The 23,051-nt window shown below is 72.2% G+C and carries 18 protein-coding genes; 10 read left to right on the forward strand and 8 right to left on the reverse strand.

What is annotated here, in order from left to right; genetic code table 11:
- Positions 1-50 precede the first annotated feature (50 nt).
- Positions 51-860, reverse strand: coding sequence for an Fpg/Nei family DNA glycosylase (locus ACZ50K_RS03790; RefSeq protein ID WP_468896994.1), 810 nt, complete (start codon positions 858-860; stop codon positions 51-53).
- 58 nt (positions 861-918) lie between these two features.
- The gene (locus ACZ50K_RS03795) at positions 919-1,407 is read right to left on the reverse strand and encodes a ribose-5-phosphate isomerase (RefSeq protein ID WP_468896996.1); all 489 of its coding nucleotides are present in this window, start codon (positions 1,405-1,407) and stop codon (positions 919-921) included.
- Between the two features lie 229 nt (positions 1,408-1,636).
- Between ACZ50K_RS03795 and ACZ50K_RS03800 the strand changes: the two genes are divergently transcribed.
- Positions 1,637-3,073 carry an amino acid permease gene (locus ACZ50K_RS03800; protein WP_468896997.1) on the forward strand — a complete coding sequence of 479 codons (1,437 nt, stop codon included), beginning with the start codon at positions 1,637-1,639 and terminating at the stop codon, positions 3,071-3,073.
- A 90-nt stretch (positions 3,074-3,163) separates the two neighbouring features.
- Here ACZ50K_RS03800 and ACZ50K_RS03805 read toward each other — a convergent pair whose 3' ends face one another.
- Positions 3,164-3,751, reverse strand: coding sequence for a biotin transporter BioY (locus tag ACZ50K_RS03805; RefSeq protein WP_468896999.1), 588 nt, complete (start codon positions 3,749-3,751; stop codon positions 3,164-3,166).
- A gap of 243 nt (positions 3,752-3,994) precedes the next feature.
- Between ACZ50K_RS03805 and ACZ50K_RS03810 the strand changes: the two genes are divergently transcribed.
- The 3 genes from ACZ50K_RS03810 (at position 3,995) to ACZ50K_RS03820 (ending at position 7,803) form a co-directional block, all read left to right on the forward strand.
- The gene (locus ACZ50K_RS03810) at positions 3,995-5,374 is read left to right on the forward strand and encodes an amino acid permease (protein ID WP_468897001.1); all 1,380 of its coding nucleotides are present in this window, start codon (positions 3,995-3,997) and stop codon (positions 5,372-5,374) included.
- A gap of 154 nt (positions 5,375-5,528) precedes the next feature.
- Positions 5,529-6,962: an amino acid permease gene (locus ACZ50K_RS03815; protein WP_468897003.1), complete on the forward strand. Its 1,434-nt coding sequence runs from the start codon at positions 5,529-5,531 to the stop codon at positions 6,960-6,962.
- A 184-nt stretch (positions 6,963-7,146) separates the two neighbouring features.
- The gene (locus ACZ50K_RS03820) at positions 7,147-7,803 is read left to right on the forward strand and encodes a superoxide dismutase (protein ID WP_468897005.1); all 657 of its coding nucleotides are present in this window, start codon (positions 7,147-7,149) and stop codon (positions 7,801-7,803) included.
- 140 nt (positions 7,804-7,943) lie between these two features.
- On the opposite strand, the gene ACZ50K_RS03825 is transcribed toward ACZ50K_RS03820, so the two are convergent.
- Positions 7,944-8,588, reverse strand: coding sequence for a mycothiol-dependent nitroreductase Rv2466c family protein (locus ACZ50K_RS03825; protein ID WP_468897007.1), 645 nt, complete (start codon positions 8,586-8,588; stop codon positions 7,944-7,946).
- A gap of 118 nt (positions 8,589-8,706) precedes the next feature.
- Between ACZ50K_RS03825 and pepN the strand changes: the two genes are divergently transcribed.
- Positions 8,707-11,268 (forward strand): aminopeptidase N, encoded by a 2,562-nt coding sequence (gene pepN / locus ACZ50K_RS03830; protein ID WP_468897009.1) that lies wholly within the window; start codon positions 8,707-8,709, stop codon positions 11,266-11,268.
- A 145-nt stretch (positions 11,269-11,413) separates the two neighbouring features.
- The gene (locus ACZ50K_RS03835) at positions 11,414-12,379 is read left to right on the forward strand and encodes a hypothetical protein (protein ID WP_468897011.1); all 966 of its coding nucleotides are present in this window, start codon (positions 11,414-11,416) and stop codon (positions 12,377-12,379) included.
- Here the strand turns inward: ACZ50K_RS03835 and ACZ50K_RS03840 are convergent.
- Positions 12,355-13,254: a pyridoxamine 5'-phosphate oxidase family protein gene (locus ACZ50K_RS03840; RefSeq protein ID WP_468897013.1), complete on the reverse strand. Its 900-nt coding sequence runs from the start codon at positions 13,252-13,254 to the stop codon at positions 12,355-12,357. The genes ACZ50K_RS03835 and ACZ50K_RS03840 overlap by 25 nt on opposite strands.
- Positions 13,254-13,712, reverse strand: a complete 459-nt coding sequence (locus ACZ50K_RS03845; RefSeq protein WP_468897015.1) for a VOC family protein — start codon at positions 13,710-13,712, stop codon at positions 13,254-13,256. Before ACZ50K_RS03845 ends, ACZ50K_RS03840 begins: the two co-directional genes overlap by 1 nt.
- A 120-nt stretch (positions 13,713-13,832) precedes the next feature.
- Here ACZ50K_RS03845 and ACZ50K_RS03850 point away from each other — a divergent pair, with 120 nt between their 5' ends.
- Positions 13,833-14,396: a CGNR zinc finger domain-containing protein gene (locus ACZ50K_RS03850; protein ID WP_468897017.1), complete on the forward strand. Its 564-nt coding sequence runs from the start codon at positions 13,833-13,835 to the stop codon at positions 14,394-14,396.
- Between the two features lie 262 nt (positions 14,397-14,658).
- Entirely contained in the window at positions 14,659-17,988 is a 3,330-nt protein-coding gene (locus ACZ50K_RS03855; protein WP_468897019.1) for a S8 family serine peptidase, read from the forward strand.
- Positions 17,989-18,080: 92 nt separating this feature from the next.
- On the opposite strand, the gene ACZ50K_RS03860 is transcribed toward ACZ50K_RS03855, so the two are convergent.
- A complete protein-coding gene (locus ACZ50K_RS03860; protein ID WP_468897021.1) occupies positions 18,081-19,574 on the reverse strand; it encodes a M28 family peptidase in 1,494 nt (497 codons plus the stop codon).
- Positions 19,575-19,731: 157 nt separating this feature from the next.
- Here ACZ50K_RS03860 and ACZ50K_RS03865 point away from each other — a divergent pair, with 157 nt between their 5' ends.
- Both ACZ50K_RS03865 and ACZ50K_RS03870 read left to right on the forward strand, forming a co-directional pair.
- A complete protein-coding gene (locus tag ACZ50K_RS03865) occupies positions 19,732-21,216 on the forward strand; it encodes a TerD family protein (RefSeq protein ID WP_468897023.1) in 1,485 nt (494 codons plus the stop codon).
- A gap of 115 nt (positions 21,217-21,331) precedes the next feature.
- A complete protein-coding gene (locus ACZ50K_RS03870; RefSeq protein ID WP_468897025.1) occupies positions 21,332-22,360 on the forward strand; it encodes an aspartate-semialdehyde dehydrogenase in 1,029 nt (342 codons plus the stop codon).
- A gap of 69 nt (positions 22,361-22,429) precedes the next feature.
- Here ACZ50K_RS03870 and ACZ50K_RS03875 read toward each other — a convergent pair whose 3' ends face one another.
- Positions 22,430-22,930 carry a DUF1203 domain-containing protein gene (locus ACZ50K_RS03875; RefSeq protein ID WP_468897027.1) on the reverse strand — a complete coding sequence of 167 codons (501 nt, stop codon included), beginning with the start codon at positions 22,928-22,930 and terminating at the stop codon, positions 22,430-22,432.
- Positions 22,931-23,051: the final 121 nt, after the last annotated feature.

A 23,051-nucleotide genomic window follows, 5' to 3' on the forward strand; every position in this document is an offset into this window, starting at 1 on the left:
CCGGGTGTCCTGGCCGGCCGGACAGGGTCAGCGGTGCCGGCAGGCCAGGGTCAGCGGTGCTGGCAGGTGGGGCACCAGAAGAGGTTGCGGGCCGCCAGGTCGGCGGTGCGGATCGCGGTGCCGCAGATGTGGCAGGGGAGGTTCGCGCGCCGGTAGACGTAGACCTCGCCGCCGTGGTCGTCGACCCGGGGCGGGCGGCCCATGGCCTCCGGCAGGTGTGCGGGGCGCACGGTGTCGATCCGGTTGTTGCGGACCCCTTCGCGCATCAGGGCGCCGAGGTCGTCCCACACGGTGTCCCATTCGGTGCGGCTGATGTCCCGGCCGGTCCGGTAGGGGTCGATGCCGTGCCGGAAGAGGACCTCGGCGCGGTAGACGTTGCCGACGCCCGCGACGACCTTCTGGTCCATGAGGAGGGCGGCGATGGTGGTGCGGGAGCGGGAGATCCGGTTCCAGGCCCGGTCGGGGTCGTCGGCCGCGCGGAGCGGGTCGGGGCCCAGCCGGGCGGCTATGGCGAGCTTCTCCTCGTCCGTGATCAGCTCGCAGGCGGTGGGGCCGCGCAGGTCGGAGTAGTGGCCGTGGTCGGAGATCCGCAGCCGGACGGTGTCCGTGGCGGGCGGGGCCGGGGCCTCGCCCAGGGCGTACTTGCCGAACAGGCCGAGGTGGATGTGGACCCAGCCGGTGCCGCCGAAGCCCAAGAAGAGGTGTTTGCCGTGGGCGTCGGCCTCGTCGAGGGTCCGGCCGTCGAGCAGTGCCGCGCTGTCGCCGAAGCGTCCCTGGGGGCTGCTGACCCGGACCGTGCGTCCGGCGAACCGGTCGGCGTGGTCCTGGGCCAGGCGGTGGATCGTATGCCCCTCGGGCACGGCACTGCTCCTGCTGTCTGCGGCTGTCCGCGGCTGTCGGTGGCTGTCGGTGGGGCGGTCAGCCCTGCTGGGGGTGGTGCGCGGGGATCGGGGGGAGTTCGCCGGTCTGCTCGTAGGCAGTGAGCATGTCGATGCGGCGGGTGTGGCGCTCCTCGCCGGAGTACGGGGTGGCGAGGAATGCCTCGATGAAGGAGGTGGCCTCCTCCTCGGTGTGCATCCGGCCGCCGACGGAGATCACGTTGGCGTTGTTGTGCTCGCGGCCGAGCTTGGCGGTGTCCACGCTCCAGGCGAGGATGGCGCGGACGCCCTTGACCTTGTTGGCGGCGATCTGCTCGCCGTTGCCGGAGCCGCCGATCACGATGCCGAGGGCGTCGGGGTCCGCGGCGGTCTTCTCCGCGGCACGGAGGCAGAACGGCGGGTAGTCGTCCACCGCGTCGTAGATGTGGGGCCCGCAGTCGACGGGCTCGTGGCCGTTGTTCTTGAGCCAGTCCACGAGGTGGTTCTTGAGCTCAAAGCCGGCATGGTCGGATCCGAGGTACACGCGCATGGTCCGAGTGTGGCACGTGGGGCGGTCCGGTCCGGCGGCGGGTGTCGCGTAGGTCACTCCGGAAGCTCAAGTAATCCCAAAGAACCCAGTTGGGACAGGGTTGCGGCTTCCGGGACCAACGGCCCGGACGTTCGCCCCACGGCAACGATCCGGATTCAGGTCTTCCGCCTGTGTTCATTACGGGTTTGAATGCCGGGGCTCGTAACCCGAGAAACCTAAGGATCCGTCCATGAGCTCCACGACGACCCTTCAGAAGGCAGGCGGCGCTTCCGGTGACCCCGGCACCCCCCAGTCTTCCGACGGTTTGAAGGCCGGTCTCAAGAACCGCCACCTTTCCATGATCGCCATCGGCGGCGTCATCGGCGCAGGACTCTTCGTCGGGTCCAGCGGCGGTATCGCCAAGGCCGGCCCCGCCATCCTGGTCTCCTACGCGCTGGTCGGCGCGATGGTGGTCTTCGTGATGCGGATGCTGGGCGAGATGGCCGCCGCGAGCCCGAACTCCGGCTCCTTCTCCGCCTACGCCGACCGCGCCCTGGGCCGCTGGGCCGGGTTCTCCATCGGCTGGCTGTACTGGTTCTTCTGGGTGGTCGTGCTGGCCGTGGAGGCCACCGCCGGTGCGGCGATCCTGGAGAGCTGGGTCCCGGCCGTCCCGCAGTGGGCCTGGGCGCTGATCGTGATGGCGGTGCTGACCGTCACCAACCTGGGCTCCGTCGCCTCCTACGGCGAGTTCGAGTTCTGGTTCGCCGGGATCAAGGTCGTCGCCATCGGCGGGTTCGTGATCGTCGGCCTGCTGGCCGTGTTCGGCGTGCTGCCGGGCTCGGACAACCCCGGTGCCGGGCTGGCGCACCTCACCGACACCGGCGGGTTCATGCCCAACGGCGCGGGCGCGATCCTCACCGGTGTGCTGATGGTCGTCTTCTCCTTCATGGGCAGCGAGATCGTCACCCTGGCGGCCGGCGAGTCCGAGGACCCGCGGCGCGCGGTCACCAAGGCCACCAACTCGGTGATCTGGCGGATCGGCGTCTTCTACCTCGGTTCGATCTTCGTGGTGCTGACCCTGCTGCCGTGGAACGACCCCTCGATCACCGAGAAGGGCTCCTATGTGGCCGCCCTGGACTCGATCGGGATCCCGCAGTCCGGCCGGATCATGGAGGTCATCGTCCTGACCGCCGTGCTGTCCTGCCTGAACTCCGGCCTCTACACGGCCTCCCGGATGGCCTTCTCGCTCGGTGAGCGCGGGGACGCCCCGAAGGCCTTCGCCAAGGTCAACGCCAAGGGCGTGCCGGTGGCCGCGATCCTGGGCTCGGTGGTCTTCGGCTTCGTCGCCGTCTACTTCAACTACGCCTTCAAGGACACCGTCTTCAACTTCCTGCTGAACTCCTCGGGCGCCATCGCGCTGTTCGTCTGGCTGGCGATCTGCTTCACCCAGCTGCGGATGCGCGGGATCCTGATGGCGGAGGCCCCGGAGAAGGTCACCGTGAAGATGTGGCTGTTCCCGTGGCTGACCTGGGCCACCGCCGCGATGATCATGTTCGTGATCGGCTACATGTTCTTCGACGACGCCAACCGCGAGGTGGTCATGCTGTCCACCCTGGTCGCCGCGCTCGTGGTGGCCGTGGGCTTCGTCCTGGACCGGCGCCGCAAGGCCCTCGCCGCCCGCGGCTAGCCCGGAACCGCACCGCGCGAAAAAGAGCCCGGCCCCCGCCGTTCGACGGCGGGGGCCGGGCTCTTTCCCGTACGGGCGGACGGGGTCGGGCTAGCGGCGGCCGGCCAGCTTCCAGGCGGCCGGGAGCAGACCCATGGCCAGGGCGGCCTTGAGCGCGTCGCCGATCAGGAACGGGGTGAGGCCGGCCGCGACGGCGGCGCCGAGGGACATCCCCATGGCGACCATCAGGTAGGGCACGCCCACCGCGTAGATCAGCGCGGAGCCCACCGCCATGGTCCCGGCGGTACGGAGCACCGAGCGGTCACCGCCCGACCGGGCCAGCGCCCCCACCACGGTGGCGGCCAGCAGCATGCCCAGGACGTAGCCGAAGAGGGCGCCGCCCGCGCCCGAGGTGCCGTTCGCGAACCACGGCACGCCCGCCGCGCCGACCGCGGCGTACAGGCCCAGCGCCAGGAACCCCCGCCGGGCGCCGAGGGCGGTGCCGACCAGCAGCGCGGCGAAGGTCTGGCCGGTGACCGGGACCGGGGTGCCGGGTATCGGCACGGACAGCTGGGCGGCCAGCCCGGTGAGCACGGCGCCGCCGCCGACCAGGGCGGCGTCCCGGACCCGGCCGGCCGGCAGCAGGTCGGCGAGGACCAGGCCGGGGCGGGTGGTGGCGGTCAGGGGGGCAGTGCTCATCTGGGACTCCGCGGGTGGGTGCAGGGCTGCGGGGAAAGCGGGACGGCTCGACGCTATGCGCGGTGACCGGGCGGTCACACCCTCGTCCCGGCACAACCCGCACCGGCGGTCTTCGTGGGGATCACACAAACACGCCCGGGAATCCCGCGGACCGAACAGTGCAGCGTGACGGGGATCACGGATGCGTTTGGTCGGGCGGCGTCCGTTTTGCACGGCCGCTCCCCGCTCGGGGACACTGTGGGGATGTCACAAGCACCACTGCCGGTTCTTCCCGAGGAACCCCTCGGCCACGGCCTCAAGCAGCGCCATCTGACCATGCTGGGCCTGGGCGGGGTGATCGGTGCCGGACTCTTCGTCGGCTCGGGCGCCGGCATCGCCGTGGCCGGCCCCGGCATCGTCCTCTCCTATCTTTTCGCGGGCGTGCTCGCGATGCTGGTGATGCGGATGCTGGGCGAGATGTCGGCGGCCATGCCGGCCTCCGGCTCCTTCTCGGTGCACGCGGAGCGGGCGCTGGGCCGCTGGGCGGGCTTCTCGGCGGGGTGGCTGTACTGGTTCCTGCTGGTGGTGGTGCTCGCGGTGGAGGCCACCGGGGCGGCGACCATCGCCAACGGCTGGGTGCCGGCGGTGGACCAGTGGGTCTGGGTGCTGATCTTCATGGTGGTGTTCACGGTCAGCAATCTGGCCGCGGTGCGGAACTTCGGCGAGTTCGAGTTCTGGTTCGCGGCCCTGAAGGTCGGGGCGATCGTCCTGTTCCTCCTGCTGGCCACCCTCGCGATCTTCGGGGTGCTGCCGGACACCGACCCGGTCGGCATGGCCAATCTGACCGGCCAGGGCGGCTTCCTGCCCAACGGCTGGGAAGGGGTGATCTCCGGGGTGCTCGCCGTGGTGTTCGCGTTCGGCGGCCTGGAGGTGGTCACCATCGCGGCGGCCGAGTCCGAGGACCCGGCCCGGAACGTGGCCCGCGCGGTGCGCAGCGCGGTGTGGCGGATCCTCTTCTTCTACATCGGCTCGATGCTGGTGATCGTGACCCTGCTGCCGTGGACCTCGATGGAGCCGGGCAAGAGCCCGTACGTGCAGGTGCTGGACTCCATCGGCATCCCGTCGGCCGGACAGATCATGAACGTGGTGGTGTTCGTGGCGCTGCTGTCGGCGCTGAACGCGAACCTCTACGGGTCCTCCCGGATGGTGTTCTCGCTGGCCGAGCGGGGCGAGGCGCCGAAGGCGCTGCTGGCGGTGTCGCCGGGCGGGGTGCCGCGCCGGGCGGTGGTCGCCTCGGTGGCCTTCGGGTTCGTCTCGGTGGTGCTGAACCTGCTGTGGCCGGACACGATCTTCCTCTACATGCTGAACGCGGTGGGGGCGGTGCTGCTGTTCGTCTGGGCGCTGATCGCGGTGGCGCAGCTGAGGCTGCGGCGCCGGATCGAGCGGGAGGCCCCGGAGCGGCTGACCCTGCGGATGTGGGCGTTCCCCTATCTGACCTGGGTGGCGCTGGCCGGGATGGCGACGGTGCTGGTGCTGATGCTGGCCGACGACTCGGCCCGGCCGCAGGTGCTGTGGTCGGCGGGGGCGGCGGGCGCGGTGCTGGCCGTGGCGGGTCTGCGGGAGCTGCGGGCCCGCCGGGGCTGAGGACCCGGCCCTCCGGGACGTAGGCCCCGGCGCCACGGCGGTCCTGGGTCCCGGGGGCGGTCGGCGGGTGGGGGCGCGGTCACCGCGGGTCATCCTCCTGTCCGTATACCGGACATTAAACGTCCGATAAACGGACGGTCGGCAGACTGGGCCCATGAGCCAGACCCAGACGCAGACCGCACCGGCCGCTCCGGCCGGACCGGCCACCCCGGGCGGTGAGCCCGGACCCCAGCTGTCCAACGGACTGAAGCAGCGGCACCTTTCGATGATCGCCCTCGGCGGGGTCATCGGTGCCGGACTGTTCGTCGGTTCCGGTGCCGGCATCGCCGCCGCCGGGCCCTCGATCGTGCTCGCCTACGCCGCGTCCGGTCTGCTCGTGATGTTCGTGATGCGGATGCTCGGCGAGATGTCCGCCGCCAACCCGGCCTCCGGCTCCTTCTCGGTGCACGCCGAGCGGGCCATCGGCCCCTGGGCCGGGTTCACCGCCGGCTGGATGTTCTGGACCCTGCTGTGCGTGGGCGTGGCCATCGAGGCCATCGGCGCCGCGCACATCATGACGGGCTGGTTCCCCGGAACCCCGTCCTGGATGTGGGTGCTGGTGTTCATGGCGCTGTTCTGCGGGTCCAACCTGGCGGCGGTGTCGAACTTCGGCGAGTTCGAGTTCTGGTTCTCCGCCCTCAAGATCGGCGCCATCGCGCTCTTCCTGGGGCTGGGCGTGCTGGCCGTGCTGGGCGTGCTGCCGGGCAGCGGCGGCTCCCCCGGCACCGCCAACCTGCTGCACGACGGCGGCTTCCTGCCCAACGGGGTGGACGGCCTGCTGGTCGGCCTGCTGGCCTCGGTGGTGGCGTACGGCGGGCTGGAGACGGTGACCATCGCGGCCGCCGAGTCCGAGAACCCGGTCCGGGGCGTGGCCAAGGCCGTGAAGACCACCATGTGGCGGATCGCGATCGTCTACGTCGGCTCCATGCTGGTGATCGTCACCCTGCTGCCGTGGAACGACCCGAAGGTCACCGAGCAGGGCCCCTACGCGGCCACCCTGGACCACCTGGGCATCCCGGCGGCCGGTGAGATCATGAACGTGGTCATCCTGATCGCCCTGCTGTCCGCGATGAACGCCAACATCTACGGCTCCTCCCGCATGGCCTACTCGCTGGTGTCCCGCGGCCAGGGCCCCAGGGCGCTGGGCAAGGTGACGGGCCGGGTGCCGCGCCGCGCGGTGCTGGCCTCCTCCGGGTTCGGGTTCGTCACCGTGCTGCTGTCCTACTGGTACCCGGACACCCTGTTCGCCTGGCTGCTGAACATGGTCGGCGGGGTGATCCTGGTGGTCTGGGGCTTCATCGCGGTCTCCCAGTTCGTGCTGCGCCGCCGCCTGGAGCGGGAGGACCCGGCGAAGCTGGTCGTCCGGATGTGGGGCTTCCCCTATCTGACCTGGGTGGCGCTCGCCGGGGTGGTCGGGGTGCTGGGCCTGATGGTCTGGGACGCCGACACCCGGGTGCAGGTGCTGTTCACCGGCGGCCTGACGGTGGCCCTCGCGGCGACCGGCGGCTTCCTCCAGCGCCGGGCCGCGGGCTCCCGCACGGCGGTCTGACACCCGCTCACCACCGCGCCACGAGGCCGGGCTCATGCGATCGCATGGGTCCGGCCTCCGGCGTTCCGGAGGTCCGGACAAGAGAGGCAACCCTTACATGAGCTGCGGAATAGATACTGCTAGCGTGCAGTTGCCCATTAATTGCAATTAGCGATTGGCACGCTGAGGGGACCGGATAACACGCATGGCCATCTACACGCTTCCTGAGCTTCCGTACGACTACGCGGCCCTGGAGCCGGTGATCAACCCGCAGATCATCGAGCTGCACCACGACAAGCACCACGCGGCCTACGTCACCGGGGCCAACACCACGCTGGAGCAGCTGGCGGAGGCGCGCGACAAGGAGAACTGGGGCGCGCTGAACGGGCTGGAGAAGAACCTCGCGTTCCACCTCTCCGGCCACATCCTGCACAGCATCTACTGGCACAACATGGCCAGCCCGAAGACCGGTGAGGGCGGCGGCGAGCCCACCGCCGCGGACGGCCTGGGCGACCTCGCCGACGCGATCACCGAGTCCTTCGGCTCCTTCGCCAAGTTCAAGAAGCAGCTGACCTTCGCGTCCTCCGCGACGCAGGGCTCCGGCTGGGGCGTGCTCGCCTACGAGCCGGTCAGCGGCCGCCTCGTCGTCGAGCAGGTCTACGACCACCAGGGCAACGTGGGCGTCGCCAGCACCCCGATCCTGGTGTTCGACGCCTGGGAGCACGCCTTCTACCTGCAGTACAAGAACCAGAAGGTGGACTTCATCGAGGCGATGTGGAACGTCGTCAACTGGCAGGACGTCTCCAAGCGCTACGCCGACGCCAAGGCCAACACCCCGCTGCTGATCCCCGTCAAGGGCTGACCAGCACCGCAGAGCCGCCCGCCTCGTGATCGTCTTCTCAACCTTCGCGTACGGGCGTTTCCAACGGCCGACCCCCGTGAGGACGTGACTCACGGGGGTCGGCTGTGTTCGCGGTACCGCCGGGCGGCGGGGCCACCGGGCTACTCGAAGGACGGGCCCGCCGTGCGGGTGCGCTTGATCTCGAAGAAGCCCGGGGTGGACGCCACCAGCAGGGTGCCGTCCCACAGCCGGGCGGCCGCCTCGCCACGCGGGGCCGGGGTGACCACCGGGCCGAAGAAGGCGACCTCCCCGTCCGCGCCGGGCACCGAGATGACCGGGGTGCCGACCTCCTGGCCCACCCGGCCGATACCGTCCGCGTGCGAGGCGCGCAGCTCGGCGTCGTACTCGTCGGAGTCCGCGTGCTCGATCAGCTCGGCCGGCAGGCCGGCGTCGGCCAGGGCGCCCGCTATGGCCTCCCGGGTCGGGCCCTCGCCGTTGTTGTGGAAGCGGGTGCCGAGCGCCGTGTACAGCTTGCCGACGGCCTCGTCCCCGTGCTTCTGCTGGGCGGCGACCACCACCCGGACCGGCGCCCAGCCCTTGCTGCTGAGCAGCTCGCGGTAGACCTCGGGGAGTTCGTCGTGCCGGTCCTCGTTGAGGACGGCCAGGCTCATCACGTGCCAGCGGATCTCGACCTCGCGAACCTTCTCGACCTCCAGCATCCACCGCGAGGTCATCCACGCCCAGGGACACAGCGGGTCGAACCAGAAGTCGACGGGGGTCTTCTCGCTCACCTGGGTCTGGGACATGGCACTCCTCGAAACGGACTCCTGCGTGCTTTCCCCCAGGCCAACCGGCCGGGAGCGGCGCGCATTCCCCGTGGGAGGATTCGAATGGACCACAGGCTGATCGCACGAAGGAGTGCCAGTGCCCGGAGAGAACCTGACCCGCGAGGAGGCCCGAGAACGGGCCGAGCTGCTGTCCGTCGACGGGTACGAGGTGTCCCTCGACCTCAGGTCGGCGGTGGACGAGGCCGAACCGGCCGACGGTCCGCGCACCTTCCGCTCGGTGACCACCGTCCGCTTCCGGGCGGCCGTGCCGGGCGGCGGCAGCTTCGCCGACCTGATCGCCCCCTCGGTGAACACGGTCACCCTGAACGGCCGGGAGCTGGACACCGACGCCGTGTTCGACGGCACCCGGATCGCCCTGGACGGGCTCGCCGCCGAGAACGTCCTGGTCGTGGACGCGAACTGCGCGTACAGCCGGACCGGCGAGGGCATGCACCGGTTCGTGGACCCGGAGGACGGCGAGGTCTACCTCTACACCCAGTACGAGCCGGCCGACGCCCGGCGGGTGTACGCCAACTTCGAGCAGCCCGACCTCAAGGCGCCCTACCGGTTCGAGGTGACCGCGCCCGAGGGCTGGCAGGTGTGGAGCAACGGCGCCGAGGAGGCCCGGTCCGAGGACGGGCTGACCCGCGTCTTCGCCGAGACCGCGCCCATCTCCACGTACATCACCTGCGTGGTGGCCGGCCCCTACCACTACGTGACGGACAGCTACACCCGCGGGGACCTGACGATCCCGCTGGGGGCCATGTGCCGCAAGGGGCTGGCGAAGCACTTCGACGCGGAGGACATCTTCCTCGTCACCAAGCAGGGCTTCGACTTCTTCCACGAGAACTTCGACTTCCCCTACCCGTTCGGGAAGTACGACCAGGCCTTCGTCCCCGAGTACAACCTGGGGGCGATGGAGAACCCGGGCATGGTCACCTTCCGCGAGGAGTACATCTTCCGCGGCAAGGTCACCCGGGCCTCCTACGAGCGGCGCTGCAACACGATCCTGCACGAGATGGCCCACATGTGGTTCGGCGACCTGGTCACCATGAAGTGGTGGGACGACCTGTGGCTGAAGGAGTCCTTCGCGGACTTCATGGGCTCCTTCTCGCAGGTCGAGGCCACCCGCTTCGACCAGGCCTGGGTGACCTTCGCCAACAACCGCAAGGCGTGGGCCTACCGGGCCGACCAGCTGCCCTCCACCCACCCGGTCACCGCCGACATCCGGGACCTGGAGGACGCCAAGCTCAACTTCGACGGCATCACCTACGCCAAGGGCGCGGCGGTGCTCAAGCAGCTGGTCGCCTATGTGGGCCGGGACGCGTTCCTGGAGGGCGCCCGCCGCTACTTCAAGGCGAACGCCTACGGGAACACCACCCTCGACGACCTGCTGTCGGTGCTCGGGGAGGTGTCCGGCCGGGACATGGCCGGCTGGTCCCGGGCCTGGCTCCAGACCGCGGGGGTGAACGTGCTGACCCCGCAGGTCACCCATGACGCGGCGGGCCGGATCACCGAGCTCGCGGTGCTCCAGGAGGGCGCCGAACTGCGTCCGCACCGGGTCGGGGTGGGCCTCTACCGGCTGGAGACGGACGGTTCGCTGGTCCGCTACGCGCGCGCCGAGGCGGACGTGGCCGGGGCCCGCACGGTCATCGGCGAACTGGCCGGGGCCGAGCGCGCGGACCTGGTGCTGGTCAACGACGAGGACCTCACCTACGGCAAGGTCCGCTTCGACGAGGTGTCGCTGGCGACGCTGCGCCGCCACCTCGGCTCGGTGACCGACCCGCTGGCGCGGGCGCTGTGCTGGTCGGCCCTGTGGAACCTGACCCGGGACGGGCTGATGCCGGCCCGCGACTTCCTCTCCCTGGTACTGGCCTTCGCCGGCCGGGAGTCGGACGTCGGCGTGCTCCAGATGCTGCACGCCCAGGCGCTCGGCGCGGTCACCCACTACACGGCGCCGGAGCGGCGCGAGCAGGGCGGCCGGGAGCTGGCGGCGGGTGCCCTGCACGAGCTGCGGCTGGCCGAGCCGGGCTCCGAACACCAGCTGACCTGGGCCCGGTTCTTCGCGGCGAGCGCCTCCTCGGAGGGCGACTTCCAGCTGCTGCTCGGCCTGCTGGAGGGATCCGCCCGGATCGACGGGCTGGACGTGGACCAGGAGCTGCGCTGGGACTTCCTGCTCCCGCTGGCCGCGCACGGTGCGGTGGACGAGTCGGTGCTGGCCGCCGAGCTGGCCCGGGACGACACCGCCTCGGGCAAGCGGCACCAGGTGCGCTGCCTGGCGGCCCGGCCCTCGGCGGCGGTGAAGGCGCAGGCCTGGGCGGCCGTGGTCGAGTCGGACGCGCTGTCGAACGCGCTGGCCGAGGCCACCATCTCGGGATTCCAGCAGCCCTCCCAGCGGGAGCTGCTGGAGCCCTACGTGGAGCCGTACTTCGCGATGCTGGAGCGGCTGTGGGCGGAGCGCTCCATCCAGATCGGCATGGACGTGGTCCGCGGGCTGTTCCCCTCGCTGCGGTCCACCCCGGCCACCCTGGCCGCGGCGGACGACTGGCTCAGCGCCCATCCGGCGGCGGCCCCGGCGCTGCGGCGACTGGTCCTGGAGGCCCGGGACGACCTGGCCCGCGCGCTGACCGCGCAGGCCTGCGACGCCGCCTCGGCCTGACCGGCCGTGCGGCCCCCGTGCCGGGCGCGGGGGCCGCACCTACTCGGCAGTCGAACGCCCGTACTTTAGCCCCGGCTTGTCCCGTTTTGGCGACGGGCGTGTAACAGGGGTTAGGGAGCCCAGGGAGGCCGGGCATCCCAGCGGCATGAACCACAACACCCCCCTCCCCCTCCGCCACCTCGCCGGCACCGGCGGCCGCCCCCGCGTCCTGACCCTCGCCCAGCTCCGCGAGCACGGGGTCACCGCCGCCGACGCCGCGGAGCGGCCCTGGCAGCAGATCCTGCCCGGCGTGTTCCTGCTCCACGCGGGACCGGCCACCAGCGAGGAGCGGCTGGCCGCGGTCCTGCTCTACGCCCGGCGCCGCGGCGGCGAGGCGATGATCACCGGGCTGGCGGCGCTCGCCCTGCACCGGTTCACCTCCGCTCCCCCGCTGCTCGCCCTCCAGCACATCGACGTCCTGGTGCCGACCACCCGCCGGCTCCGCTCGGCCGGCTGCGCCCGGCTGGTGCGGACCCCGGTCCCGCCGCGGCCGGACGAGGTGGCCGGACTGCCGGTGGCCCCGGTGGCCCGGGCGGTGGCGGACGCGGTCGGACAGCTCTCGGACGCCCCGACGGTCCGCCGGCTGCTCGGCGAGGCCGTCCGCGGCGGGCACTGCGAACCGGCCGCGCTGGTCAGGGAACTGACGGTGGCCCGGCTGCTGAACCGCCCCCACGTGGTGGACGCGGTGGAGGGGCTGCTCGCCGAGGGCCGCGGGATCGCCGAGGACCGGCTGTACGACATGGTGCGGCTGCACCAGCTGCCGGAGCCGGTGTGGAACGTGGACCTGCGGGTGCCCGGCGGCCCCCACCTGGGCGGGGTGGACGCGTACTGGCCGGACCACGCGGTCGCGGTGGAGCTGGACACCCGGGCCCCCCGGCAGGGCGAGGACGAGGAGTGGACGGAGGTCGTCCGCAAGCGGGAGGCCCTGGAGCGGCTGGGGGTGACCGTGGTCCACATCACCCCCCGCAAGCTCCGGGAGCACTCCGAGCAGCAGGCCGCCGTCGTCCGGACCGCCCTGACGGCAGCCGGCGACCGCGAACCCGCCGCCTATCTGGTGGTGCTGCCCCGGTGAACGGGCGGATTGGCCGGGGAGTACTCCGGGCCGGTCCACAGCAGACGCCCGGCGGGCCGGCTCTCGGCCACCGCCTCGATCCGGAAGACCACGGCCCGGCCGCCGTCGGACCCGAACTCGGTCCGGGCGGTGCCGCTGAGCTGGAGCTGGGCGCCGGTCTCCCAGTCGGGGAAGAGCAGTCCGGCCCGGGAGTCGGCGGCCAGGTTGCCCAGGGTGAGGAACATGGCGTTGCCCGGGTAGTCGGGCCAGGCCAGTTCGGTCGGGGAGAGGGTCCGGACGAACCCGGGGTTGCCGCCCCGGTGGCTGACGTCCACCCCGTCCTCGGCGGTGGTGGCGACGTAGAAGGTGTCCGCGGCCCGCACGGCCCGGACCTGGCCGGGGGTGAGGGAGCGCCCGCGGACCGGCGGTCCGGAGCCCTCCGGCTCCCTGCGCAGCGGCTCGCGCCGCTGGAGGTACTTGGGGCAGTTGGCGAAGACCTGGTCGGCGGCCACGGCGAAGCCGCCGGGGAACTCCTCCACCGTTCCGTTGAGCCGCATCCGGCGCCGGGTGCGGGGGTCCAGGGCGAGGGTGCCGATCCGGGTGCCCGGCCGGGACAGCGCCCCGGCCAGCGGGTCGCCCGCCGGGAGACCGCCCGCCACCGCGATGTGCCGGGGGTCCGTGGCCCGGACGAACCCGGGCCGGCCGGTCAGCTGAGAGGCCCACATCCGGCCCGCCCCGTCGGCCGCGCCGACGACCAGGAAGGGCTGCCGGGCCAGGAAGCCGGCCGCGACCTCCTTGATGCCGGGTCCGATGGAGCGGCCCACATGATCGGCGAGCTCCCGGACCCCGACCCGGTCCTGAACGGCCCGGGTGCCCGGGTGGTATGCCCCGGTCATCAGAAGAACCCGCAGGTGGGAGACCCTTCGACGGGCGCGGGAGCGCCCTCGGCGCCGGCCGGGACGGAGATCTCCAGCCGGGTGCCGTCGGGGTCGTGGAAGAAGATCCCGCCGGAGGCCGCGCCCTCGCCGTGGGCGACGACCCCCTCGTAGGCGAACGCGACGCCGCGCTCGCGCAGCCGGGCCTCGTACGCCCGGACCTGCTCGATGTCCCCGGCCGAGAAGGCCAGGTGGTGGAGTCCGGCGGCGGCCGGGCGGTAGCCGCCGTCCGCCTGCTCCCAGAGGGTCAGGAGCAGCTCGCCGTCCCGGCCGAGGAAGGCGAACCGGCGGCCCTCCCCGGTGCCTTCGCCGAGGTTCTCGAAGCCCAGGGCATCCCGGTAGAAGCCCAGCGACCTGGTCAGGTCGGTGACGTTCAGTCCCACGTGTCCGGTGCGCAGCCCGCTGACGGCGGCCGTCATGACGATCCCCTGCCTCTCCCTGCCGGTTCCTAACCTTCCAAAATCAATTTAAAGGTTAGACGAGTGGGCGTCAACCGGTCACGTACGATTCAGGGGTTAGTTCGCGACGGGAGGCAGTCCATGACGGTGACGGATCCGCGGCCGCTCACCGGCGAGCCGGTGGCCCTCGACCTGCTGAACACCCGCTGGATGCGGGACGGCCGGGCGCTGGACCTGTTCGCCGGCGCGGGTGCCGGGCTGACCCGGGTGGAGGGGCTGGCCGTCTGGCTGGAGGCCACCGGGCTGGCCGGGCGGTTCCGCGCCGACGCCGCGACCCTGGTGCACCTGCTGACCGCGCGCGAGGCCATCGCCCGCGCGGTCGCCGACCCGGCCGACCCGGGCGCCCGGGCGCTGGTCGACGGGGTGCTGGAGCACGGCCGGATCCGGCTCACCCTGGGCACGGACGGGCAGGGCGAGCGGGCCGAGTTCGACGATCCGACCTGGGGGCCGGCCTGGACGGCCGCCCGGGACTACCTGGAACTGCTGGGCGGCAGCCCGGGCCGGATCCGCCGGTGCGCCGGGGAGGGCTGTGTGCTGCACTTCCACGACACCTCGCGCAACGGCACCCGGCGCTGGTGCTCCATGGCCGCCTGCGGAAACCGGGCGAAAGCCTCCCGCCACTACGCGCGCACGCGCGAGCGCTGAGCGACCCGAAGTTGTCACACCCCGGTCCGGTCTGAGCCAGGACCGGAGCCCGCACGATCGACAAGTCGATTCTTCAGCACCCCAGGCTCGTACCGGTCTGCCCCGGTACGGCCCCGCTGGCGTATCCGCCGCACTGGCGAGAGTCCGCCAGTACCCCACTGGTTCCCTGGCAACCCTCCCCAATCACCGGTCAATTGCGCAAAGCTGACCGGTCATCCGGCACCGAAATCCGGACCGTATCTTTCACTTACCAGGGATGCTGATGACCCTCGAATCCCCCGGCTCCATACCCGCGGCCAGACGCGTCGCCCGCGTCGCGGCCGCGGCCGGCCTGGTGGCGGCCCTCGCGGCCACCGGATCGGTACCCGCCTTCGCGGCGGTCAGCGCCGATGTGCCCGCCACCGGGCAGCCGACCGCCCCGGTCAAGTCCGCCGACCAGAAGCTCGGTTCGGCCGACGCCGAACTGCTCCAGGCCGCGCAGGCCAAGGGCGAGAAGACCGTCACCGTGATGGTGGCCACCGCCCCCGGCCAGACCGGCCAGGTCGCCGCGCAGCTCGACGCCGTCCAGGGCGGCTCGGTGGGCCAGACGTACGACAAGCTCGGCTACGTCCGCGCCACCCTGCCCACCGACAAGGCGGAGGCGGCCCTCAAGGCCGCCGCCAAGCTGTCCTCCGTGCACGGCATCGACCTGCGGCACGAGATCCAGCTCCCGGACCCGCGCCCGGACGCCGACCGCGAGAACGGCACGGTCAAGCGGACCGCCGCCGCCTTCGCGGCGCCGGACAAGAACACCCCGGCGAAGAACCCGTACAACCCGTCCTTCGAGACGGGCGCCGTGGACTTCGTGAAGAAGCACCCCAAGGCCGACGGCCGCGGGGTCACCATCGGCATCCTGGACTCCGGCGTCGACATCGCGCACCCGGCCCTCCAGAAGACCACCACCGGCGAGCGCAAGATCGTCGACTGGGTGACCGCCACCGACCCGATCACCGACTCGGACGGCACCTGGCGCGCCCAGATCACCCCGGTCACCCCCACCGACGGCGCCTTCACCGCGGGCGGCCAGAGCTGGAAGGCGCCCGCCGGCACCTACCAGTGGAGCCGCTTCAGCGAGTCGGTCACCGCCACCGGTGACGCGGCGGGCGACCTCAACCGGGACGGGGACACCACCGACCGGTTCGGCCTGCTCTACGACCCGGCCGCCGGAACCGTCCGCGTCGACACCGACCAGAACGGCGACTTCACCGACAACGAGCCGATGAAGCCCTACAAGGAGGGCTTCCAGATCGGCTACTTCGGCACGGACAACCCGGCCACCGAGATCGCCGAGCGGATCCCCTTCGTCATCCAGATCCGCAAGGACGTCCCGATGGACCCGCTGGGCGGTGACTGGGTCGGCAAGAAGGCCGACTTCGTCAACGTCGGTGTCATCGAGTCCGAGCACGGCACCCACGTGGCCGGCATCACCGCCGCCAACAGCCTGTTCGGCGGCAAGATGAACGGTGCCGCGCCCGGCGCCAAGCTGGTCTCCTCGCGGGCCTGCTCCTGGGGCGGCGGCTGCACCAACGTCGCGCTCACCGAGGGCATGATCGACCTGGTCGTGAACCGGGGCGTGGACATCGTCAACATGTCCATCGGCGGTCTGCCGGCGCTGAACGACGGCAACAACGCGCGCGCCGAGCTCTACACCCGCCTGATCGACACCTACGGCGTCCAGCTGGTCATCTCGGCCGGCAACTCCGGTCCGGGCCTCAACACCATCGGCGACCCCTCGCTGGCCGACAAGGTCATCAGCGTGGGCGCCTCGGTCTCCAAGGACACCTGGGCCGCCAACTACGGCTCCGCCGTGGCCAAGAAGTACAACATGTTCAACTTCTCCTCGCGCGGTCCGCGTGAGGACGGCGGGTTCACCCCGACCATCACCGCCCCCGGCGCCGCGATCAACTCGATCCAGACCTGGCTGCCCGGCGCCCCGGTCGCCGAGGCCGGCTACCAGCTGCCCGCCGGCTACGGCATGCTGCAGGGCACCTCGATGGCCTCGCCGCAGGCGGCGGGCGCCAGCGCCCTGCTGATCTCGGCCGCCAAGCAGGAGAGCCTGGAGCTCACCCCGGCCACCCTGCGCACCGCGCTCACCAGCACCGCCACGAAGATCGCGGACGTCCCGGCGCACGCCCAGGGCTCCGGCCTGATGGACATCCAGGCCGCCTGGAAGTCCATCGAGCGCGGCGCCAAGGCGAACGAGTTCACCGTCAAGGCCCCGGTCGACACCGCGATCGACCAGTTCCTGAAGACCCCGGGCTTCGGCACCGGTCTCTACGACCGCGAGGGCGGCCTCAAGACCGGTCAGAAGAAGGTCTACGACGTGGTCGTCACCCGCACCACCGGGGTGAAGTACGGCACCCGTCACGACCTGAGCTGGCGCAACAACGACGGCACCTTCAAGGTGCTGGGCGGCTACGACTACGTCACCCTGCCGCTGAACAAGCCGGTCACCATCAAGGTCGAGGCCAAGGCCGGCACCGCCGGCGTGCACAGCGCGATCCTGCAGCTGGACGACGAGACCACCGAGGGCATCGACAAGCAGATCCTGACCACCGTGGTGGCCTCGGCTCCGCTGGCCAAGCCCGCGTTCGGGTTCTCCGCCTCCTCCTCGGTGCAGCGCAACAGCCACAAGTCGTACTTCGTGACGGTCCCGCAGGGCGCCAAGACCCTTGAGGTCGCCCTCGGCGGGCTCGCGGCGGGCAGCCAGACCCGGTTCATCTCGATCCACCCCTACGGTCTGCCGGTCGACCCGACCGCCACGACCGGCTGCTACCCGAACTACGACAACCCGGCGAACACCTGCCGCCCCGACCTGCGGTCGTACCCGAACCCGCAGCCGGGCGTCTGGGAGATCGAGGTCGAGGCGCGCCGCACCTCGCCGCTGCTCGACAACAAGTACAAGCTGGACGTCGCCGTCCTCGGCACCGTCTTCGACCCCGCGGTCAAGGTGCTCCCCGAGGTCAAGCAGGGCACCCCGGCCCCGGTCACCTGGACCGTGAAGAACGACTTCGCGGGCATCACCGGCGGCAAGCTGAAGGGCGGCGCCCTGGGCTCCGCGAAGGTCGCCAAGCCGACCATCGCGGACGGCGAGACCCACACCAGCACCGTCACCATCGGTGCCGGCGTCTCCCGCCTGGACATCGCCATCGGCAACGTCTCCGACGCGGGCGCCGACCTCGACCTCGACGTCTACCGTGACGGCGTGAAGGTGGGCTCCTCCGCGGACGGCGACTCCGAGGAGAGCGTCTCCCTGGCCAACCCGGCCGCCGGCACCTACACCATCGAGGTCGTCGGCTACGCGGTCCCGGCCGGCACCACCACCTACGACTACCGCGACGTCTTCTACTCGGCGGCCCTCGGGTCGATCCAGGTGGACGACGCGGCCGTGGTGAACCTCGGGAACGGCGCCTCGGCGCAGGTCTCGGCGAACGTGCTGGTGAACAGCGAGGCCCCGGAGGGCCGCCAGTTCTTCGGCGAGGTGCAGCTGCTCAACTCCCGCGGCACCGCGGCCGGCAACGGCAGCGTGCAGATCGAGAAGGTCACCCCGTGACGGTGTGACCCGGCAGTGAACCAGTGAGGGGCGGGGGTCCGGTCGTTGCCGGACACCCGCCCCTCCACCTTTCCCCCCGGTGACGCCTCCGGTCAGCCCCGGCGCAGACCGCTCAGGTCCTGCGCGTAAGTGCCGACCGCGTGCGCGATGACGTCCACATTGGTGTCGAAGACCTTGAGGTCCAGGTTCTTCAGGGTGTCGCCGGCCCCGTGGTAGTTGGGGTCGTACGGCAGACCGGCGGTACCCCCGTAACGGCGGGCCTGCTCCTCGGTCTTGATGCCCTCGGCGCCGGTGAAGGTGCCGCCGGCCGGGATGCCGTTCTCGATGAACGGGCCGTAGTCGGAGCGGCCGTCGAAGTCGCTGCCCTCGTGCGGCTTGCGCTTCTTGTCGAGGAAGCCGTTGATCAGGGCCTCGATCTGGGCGGAGCCGGCCGGACCGGCGCCCGCTCCGGTCCTGTCCGAGTCGTCGCCGTCGTAGACGAACTGGACCGGGTTCGGCGAGGCGATCATGTCGAAGTTCAGATAGAGGGCGATGTCCTTCCTCTGCTTCTCGGACAGCTGCGCCACGTAGTGGTCGGAGCCCAGCAGGCCCAGCTCCTCGCCCGACCACCAGGCGAACCGCACCTTGTTGGCGGGGCTGCGGGTCTCGTCCGCGAGCTTGAGGGCGACCTCCAGCAGACCGGCCGAGCCGGAGGCGTTGTCGTTGATGCCCGGGCCCTCCTTGACCGAGTCCAGGTGGGCGCCGACGGTGACCACCCGGTCGGCGCGGCCGCCGCGGGTCTCCGCGATCACATTGCGGGTCTTCCTGGTGATCACTTCCTGGTCGAGGTCCAGCCGGACCTTGACCTCGCCCTTGGCCGCGGCGGCGGCCAGCGCCTCCCCGTCGGCGAGGGTGAGGCCGGCGCTCGGGATCAGGCCCTCGGCCGGGGTGGAGAACGAGCCGCGGACCGGGGTGGTGCCGCTGTGGTTGTAGACGATGACCCCGAGGGCGCCGGCCTCGTGGGCCGCCTTCTGCTTCTCCACGAAGGTGCAGGAGCCGCGCTTGACCAGGGCGATCTTCCCGGTGAAGGCGCCGGCCGGGAAGTCCTCGGCGGTGCAGCCGGGGGTCTCGTCGACCCGGGCCGCGGCGATCGGGGCGGTCAGACCGCCGGCCGGGGTGTTCCTGGTGAAGGTGAAGGCGGCGGTGGCCAGCTCGCGGTCCGCGGCGCCCCCCGTGCCGAGCACGGTGGTCCGCTCGGTCTTCGTCCTCGCCTCGTGGAACGCGAACTCCTGGTAGGAGACCCGGTACCCGGCCTTCTTCAGGGTGTCGTGGACATAGCGGGCGGAGGCCTCGTGGCCGGGGGTGCCGGCGGCCCGGTTGCCGCCGTTGCGGTCGGCTATCCGCTGGAACGCCTTCAGATGGCGGTAGGCGCCGCGGCCGGAGGACTCCTCCACCAGCTCCTTGGCGAGCTTGCGGGCCGCCTTCTCCGGGCGGTCGTGGCGGTCATGGGCGGCGGCCGGGCCGGCGGTGAGCAGCAGGGGGGCCAGGGCGGCCGCGGCGGTGGCGGCGGCGACGGCCGCGGTGGTCCGGCGGCGGTGGTCGGGCATGGGTGGAACTCCCCGTGTTCGGCAGGCGGTGTCCGGATATCGGATATCGGACGGGACTGTCCGGACCGTAACCGTTGCAGGTCCGACAATCCGGACAGCCGGCGATCATGCAACGCGGCCGCCACACACTTGTCACACCGCATGGCAGGATCCGGTCATGACGATCATCACGAAGGGCGCCAACACCGCCCTGCCGGAAGGTCCGTTGCGCATCACCGTGGCCAGGACGGCCCGGCCGGGCAGTCCCCCGGTGGCCGTGGCGGCGGTCCTGCTGGACGAGGCCGGGCGGGTCCGCGGCGACGCCGACGTGGTGACCGGGGACCGGCCCCGCCACCCCTCCGGCGCGGTGCGGCACCTGGGCGGGGCGGCGGAGGGACCGCGGCTGGTCCAGCGGCTGGAGATCCTTCCGGACGGTGTGGAGCCCGCCGTGCGGCGGGTGCTGATAGCCGCCCTCACGGCGGACGGCGCCTTCGGCTCGGTCGACGGGCTGTCCGTCGAGGTGGCGGCGGGCTCCGGGGACCCGGCGGTCCGGTACGAACCCGCCGCCGCCGGGGAGACCGCGCTGGTGCTCGGGGAGTGCTACCGGCGCGACGGCGGCTGGCGGTTCCGCGCGGTGGGCCAGGGCTACGCCACCGGCCCCGCCGGCCTGGCCGCCGACTTCGGGCTGGACCCCGCCGCCCTGCCGGCCGCACCGGTCCCCGGCCCCGGGCCGACCGAGGTGTCGAAGGAGCAGGAGCCGCCGGTGCCCGGCACCGCCCCGGCCGCGCCCCACGGGTCCGTACGCTCCCTGCGGAAGGCCGCCACGGACCCGCGGCCGGACCCGCAACCCGACCCGCAACCCGACACCGTCGTCCACGAGGGCCGCGGCAAGGCCCAGGTCACCCTGCTGAACCCGGCCCCCGGCCGGCCCTCCGTACTCGACTTCGAGGCCGAGCCCGCCACCGACGGGTTCGACTACTTCACCCTGTGGCGCGAGCACGGGGACGGCAGCCTCCCGATGGTCGTCGGCGGGGGCCGCCACGGACGCACGGTGGCCTTCCGGGACGCCCGCCCCCGGCTCCGGGTGAGCGTGAACGCGCCCGCCGGCTGGCGGATGACCCTCCGCCCGCTCACCGTCCTCGACCCGCTGGCCGGCCCGGTCCGGGGCCGGGGCCACACCGTGTTCCGCTACACGGGCCCGCCCGCCCTGATCCGGGCCCGGGCCACCGGCTCGAAGGAGGCTACGGGAGCCGTGCACGTCGTCCAGCCGGACGGCTCCGCGCACCTCTCCGGGGAGCTCCGCCCCGGGCTGCCGATGGCCGGTCCGCTGCCGGTCGGCCCCGAGGGCTGGTGCCTGGTGATGGTGAAGGCGACCGTCGAGTGCGAGTGGCGGCTGGAGGCGCGCCCACTGGCCGAAGCCGCCCGGCTCGGCCGCAAGCTATCCGGTGAGGGCTGGGCGGTGGTGGTGCACGACGGGCCGGCCGCGAAGGTGAAGGTGCGGCGCGGGAACCGGGCCGACACCTCGGGTCCGGTGCTGTTCGCCCTCGACGAGCGGCTGTTCCCGGTGGACCGGCTGGGCACGGAGCCCGGGACGTACTCCGTGCCCTCCGGCCCGGTCGGCATCCGCTCCGGAGGGAAATGGACCCTGGAGGTCCGCCGCTGATCGGCGGCGCGGGACCGGTCGTCCGTACTGCGGACAATCGATTGGACAAGCGGCCCGGGGTCGCCCGCATGATGGAGCAGGCTTGCCCCAGCTGTACGTACCAGAAGGAGTCACCGTGAGGGTCGGAATCGTCGGAGCCACCGGACAGGTCGGCGGAGTCATGCGCGGCATCCTCGCGGAGCGGAAGTTCCCCGTGGACGAGCTGCGGCTGTTCGCCTCGGCCCGGTCGGCCGGCTCGACGATCGAGTGGGAGGGCCGCGAGATCACCATCGAGGACGCCTCCACCGCCGACTACACCGGCCTCGACATCGTGCTGTTCTCGGCCGGCGGCGCGACCTCCAAGGCCCTCGCCGAGAAGGTCGCCTCCCAGGGCGCCGTGGTGATCGACAACTCCTCCGCCTGGCGCCGCGACCCCGAGGTCCCCCTCGTCGTCTCCGAGGTCAACCCGCACGCGGTCCGGAACCGGCCCAAGGGCATCATCGCCAACCCGAACTGCACCACCATGGCCGCGATGCCGGTGCTGCGCCCGCTGCACGACGAGGCCGGTCTGACCGCCCTGGTCGCCACCACCTACCAGGCCGTGTCCGGCTCCGGCCTCGCGGGCGTGGCCGAGCTCGACGGGCAGGTCCGCGCGGTCGCCGACGGGGCCACCGCGCTGGTCCACGACGGCGGGGCCGTGGACTTCCCCGAGCCGGGCGTCTACAAGCGCCCGATCGCCTTCAACGTGCTGCCGCTGGCCGGCTCGATCGTCGACGACGGCTCCTTCGAGACCGACGAGGAGCAGAAGCTCCGCAACGAGTCCCGGAAGATCCTGGAGATCCCGGAGCTCAAGGTCTCCGGCACCTGCGTGCGCGTGCCGGTGTTCTCCGGGCACTCCCTCCAGGTCAACCTCCGCTTCGAGCGCCCGATCAGCGTGGAGCGCGCCTACGAGCTGCTGGGCGAGGCGCCGGGCGTGGTCCTCTCCGAGATCCCGACCCCGCTCCAGGCGGCCGGCAAGGACGCCTCCTACGTGGGCCGGATCCGGGTCGACGAGACCGCCGAGAACGGCCTCGCCCTGTTCCTCTCGAACGACAACCTGCGCAAGGGCGCCGCCCTGAACGCGGTCCAGATCGCCGAACTGGTCGCCGAGGAACTCACCGCCTGACCCGCACGCGCCGGAGGGGCGGCACCCACCGGGTGCCGCCCCTCCGGCGTACCCGGGCGCGCCGGCCCGTCAGGGGCGGCGCACCTCGTAGAGGAAGCAGCCGTACTCGGCGGAGCGGAGGTGGACCAGGGCCACCTCGGGGTCGCTGAAGGCCTCGTCCAGGGCGGCGGTGACCACCCGGTCCGGGTCGGGGCCCAGGTCGAGGACCCGGCCGCCCAGGATGCGGCCGTCGGCCGCGTAGCGGCGGGCGGTGCGCAGCGCGCCGGGGGTCGCGAAGGGGCCGCCGGCCGGGTCCGGGTCCGGTCCGCCGCAGTCGGCGGCGTGCACGAAGACCGGGCCCTGCTCGTCGTAGGCGCCGGGGTCCGCGCCGGTGCGGGCGGCCCAGCGGCGCAGCGGGGCGTAGGCGATCAGGGCGATCCGGTCGCCGGGGGTCGAGCGGCGCAGGCAGCAGCGGAGCGGGGCGCCGCCCTCCTCGTCGGTGTAGGGGCGGCAGGGCCGGCCGGCGTCGTCCCGGTCGCGGAGCCGGGCGAGCGCGGCCGGGTCGACGGCCAGCGGGAGGTATCGGGTCATGGGTTCCAGGGTGGGGCCCGGAGCCGGGCCGGGCTGGCGGAAATCGGACCTCGCGTTCGCCCGTGGATTACTCCGGAGCGGCGGCGCCGCCCGCGTGGAAGGATGGCGGGGCAACGTCACC

The sequence above is a fragment of the Streptomyces sp. NPDC033845 genome (assembly GCF_055576225.1).

Excerpts from the sequence above, each read along its gene's own strand:
- ACZ50K_RS03795 (WP_468896996.1), bottom strand. The coding sequence starts at position 1,407 with ATGCGCGTGTACCTCGGATCCGACCATGCCGGCTTTGAGCTCAAGAAC.
- ACZ50K_RS03800 (WP_468896997.1), top strand. The coding sequence starts at position 1,637 with ATGAGCTCCACGACGACCCTTCAGAAGGCAGGCGGCGCTTCCGGTGAC.
- ACZ50K_RS03805 (WP_468896999.1), bottom strand. The coding sequence starts at position 3,751 with ATGAGCACTGCCCCCCTGACCGCCACCACCCGCCCCGGCCTGGTCCTC.
- ACZ50K_RS03810 (WP_468897001.1), top strand. The coding sequence starts at position 3,995 with ATGTCACAAGCACCACTGCCGGTTCTTCCCGAGGAACCCCTCGGCCAC.
- ACZ50K_RS03815 (WP_468897003.1), top strand. The coding sequence starts at position 5,529 with ATGAGCCAGACCCAGACGCAGACCGCACCGGCCGCTCCGGCCGGACCG.
- ACZ50K_RS03820 (WP_468897005.1), top strand. The coding sequence starts at position 7,147 with ATGGCCATCTACACGCTTCCTGAGCTTCCGTACGACTACGCGGCCCTG.
- ACZ50K_RS03825 (WP_468897007.1), bottom strand. The coding sequence starts at position 8,588 with ATGTCCCAGACCCAGGTGAGCGAGAAGACCCCCGTCGACTTCTGGTTC.
- ACZ50K_RS03835 (WP_468897011.1), top strand. The coding sequence starts at position 11,414 with ATGAACCACAACACCCCCCTCCCCCTCCGCCACCTCGCCGGCACCGGC.
- ACZ50K_RS03840 (WP_468897013.1), bottom strand. The coding sequence starts at position 13,254 with ATGACCGGGGCATACCACCCGGGCACCCGGGCCGTTCAGGACCGGGTC.
- ACZ50K_RS03845 (WP_468897015.1), bottom strand. The coding sequence starts at position 13,712 with ATGACGGCCGCCGTCAGCGGGCTGCGCACCGGACACGTGGGACTGAAC.
- ACZ50K_RS03850 (WP_468897017.1), top strand. The coding sequence starts at position 13,833 with ATGACGGTGACGGATCCGCGGCCGCTCACCGGCGAGCCGGTGGCCCTC.
- ACZ50K_RS03855 (WP_468897019.1), top strand. The coding sequence starts at position 14,659 with ATGACCCTCGAATCCCCCGGCTCCATACCCGCGGCCAGACGCGTCGCC.
- ACZ50K_RS03860 (WP_468897021.1), bottom strand. The coding sequence starts at position 19,574 with ATGCCCGACCACCGCCGCCGGACCACCGCGGCCGTCGCCGCCGCCACC.
- ACZ50K_RS03865 (WP_468897023.1), top strand. The coding sequence starts at position 19,732 with ATGACGATCATCACGAAGGGCGCCAACACCGCCCTGCCGGAAGGTCCG.
- ACZ50K_RS03875 (WP_468897027.1), bottom strand. The coding sequence starts at position 22,930 with ATGACCCGATACCTCCCGCTGGCCGTCGACCCGGCCGCGCTCGCCCGG.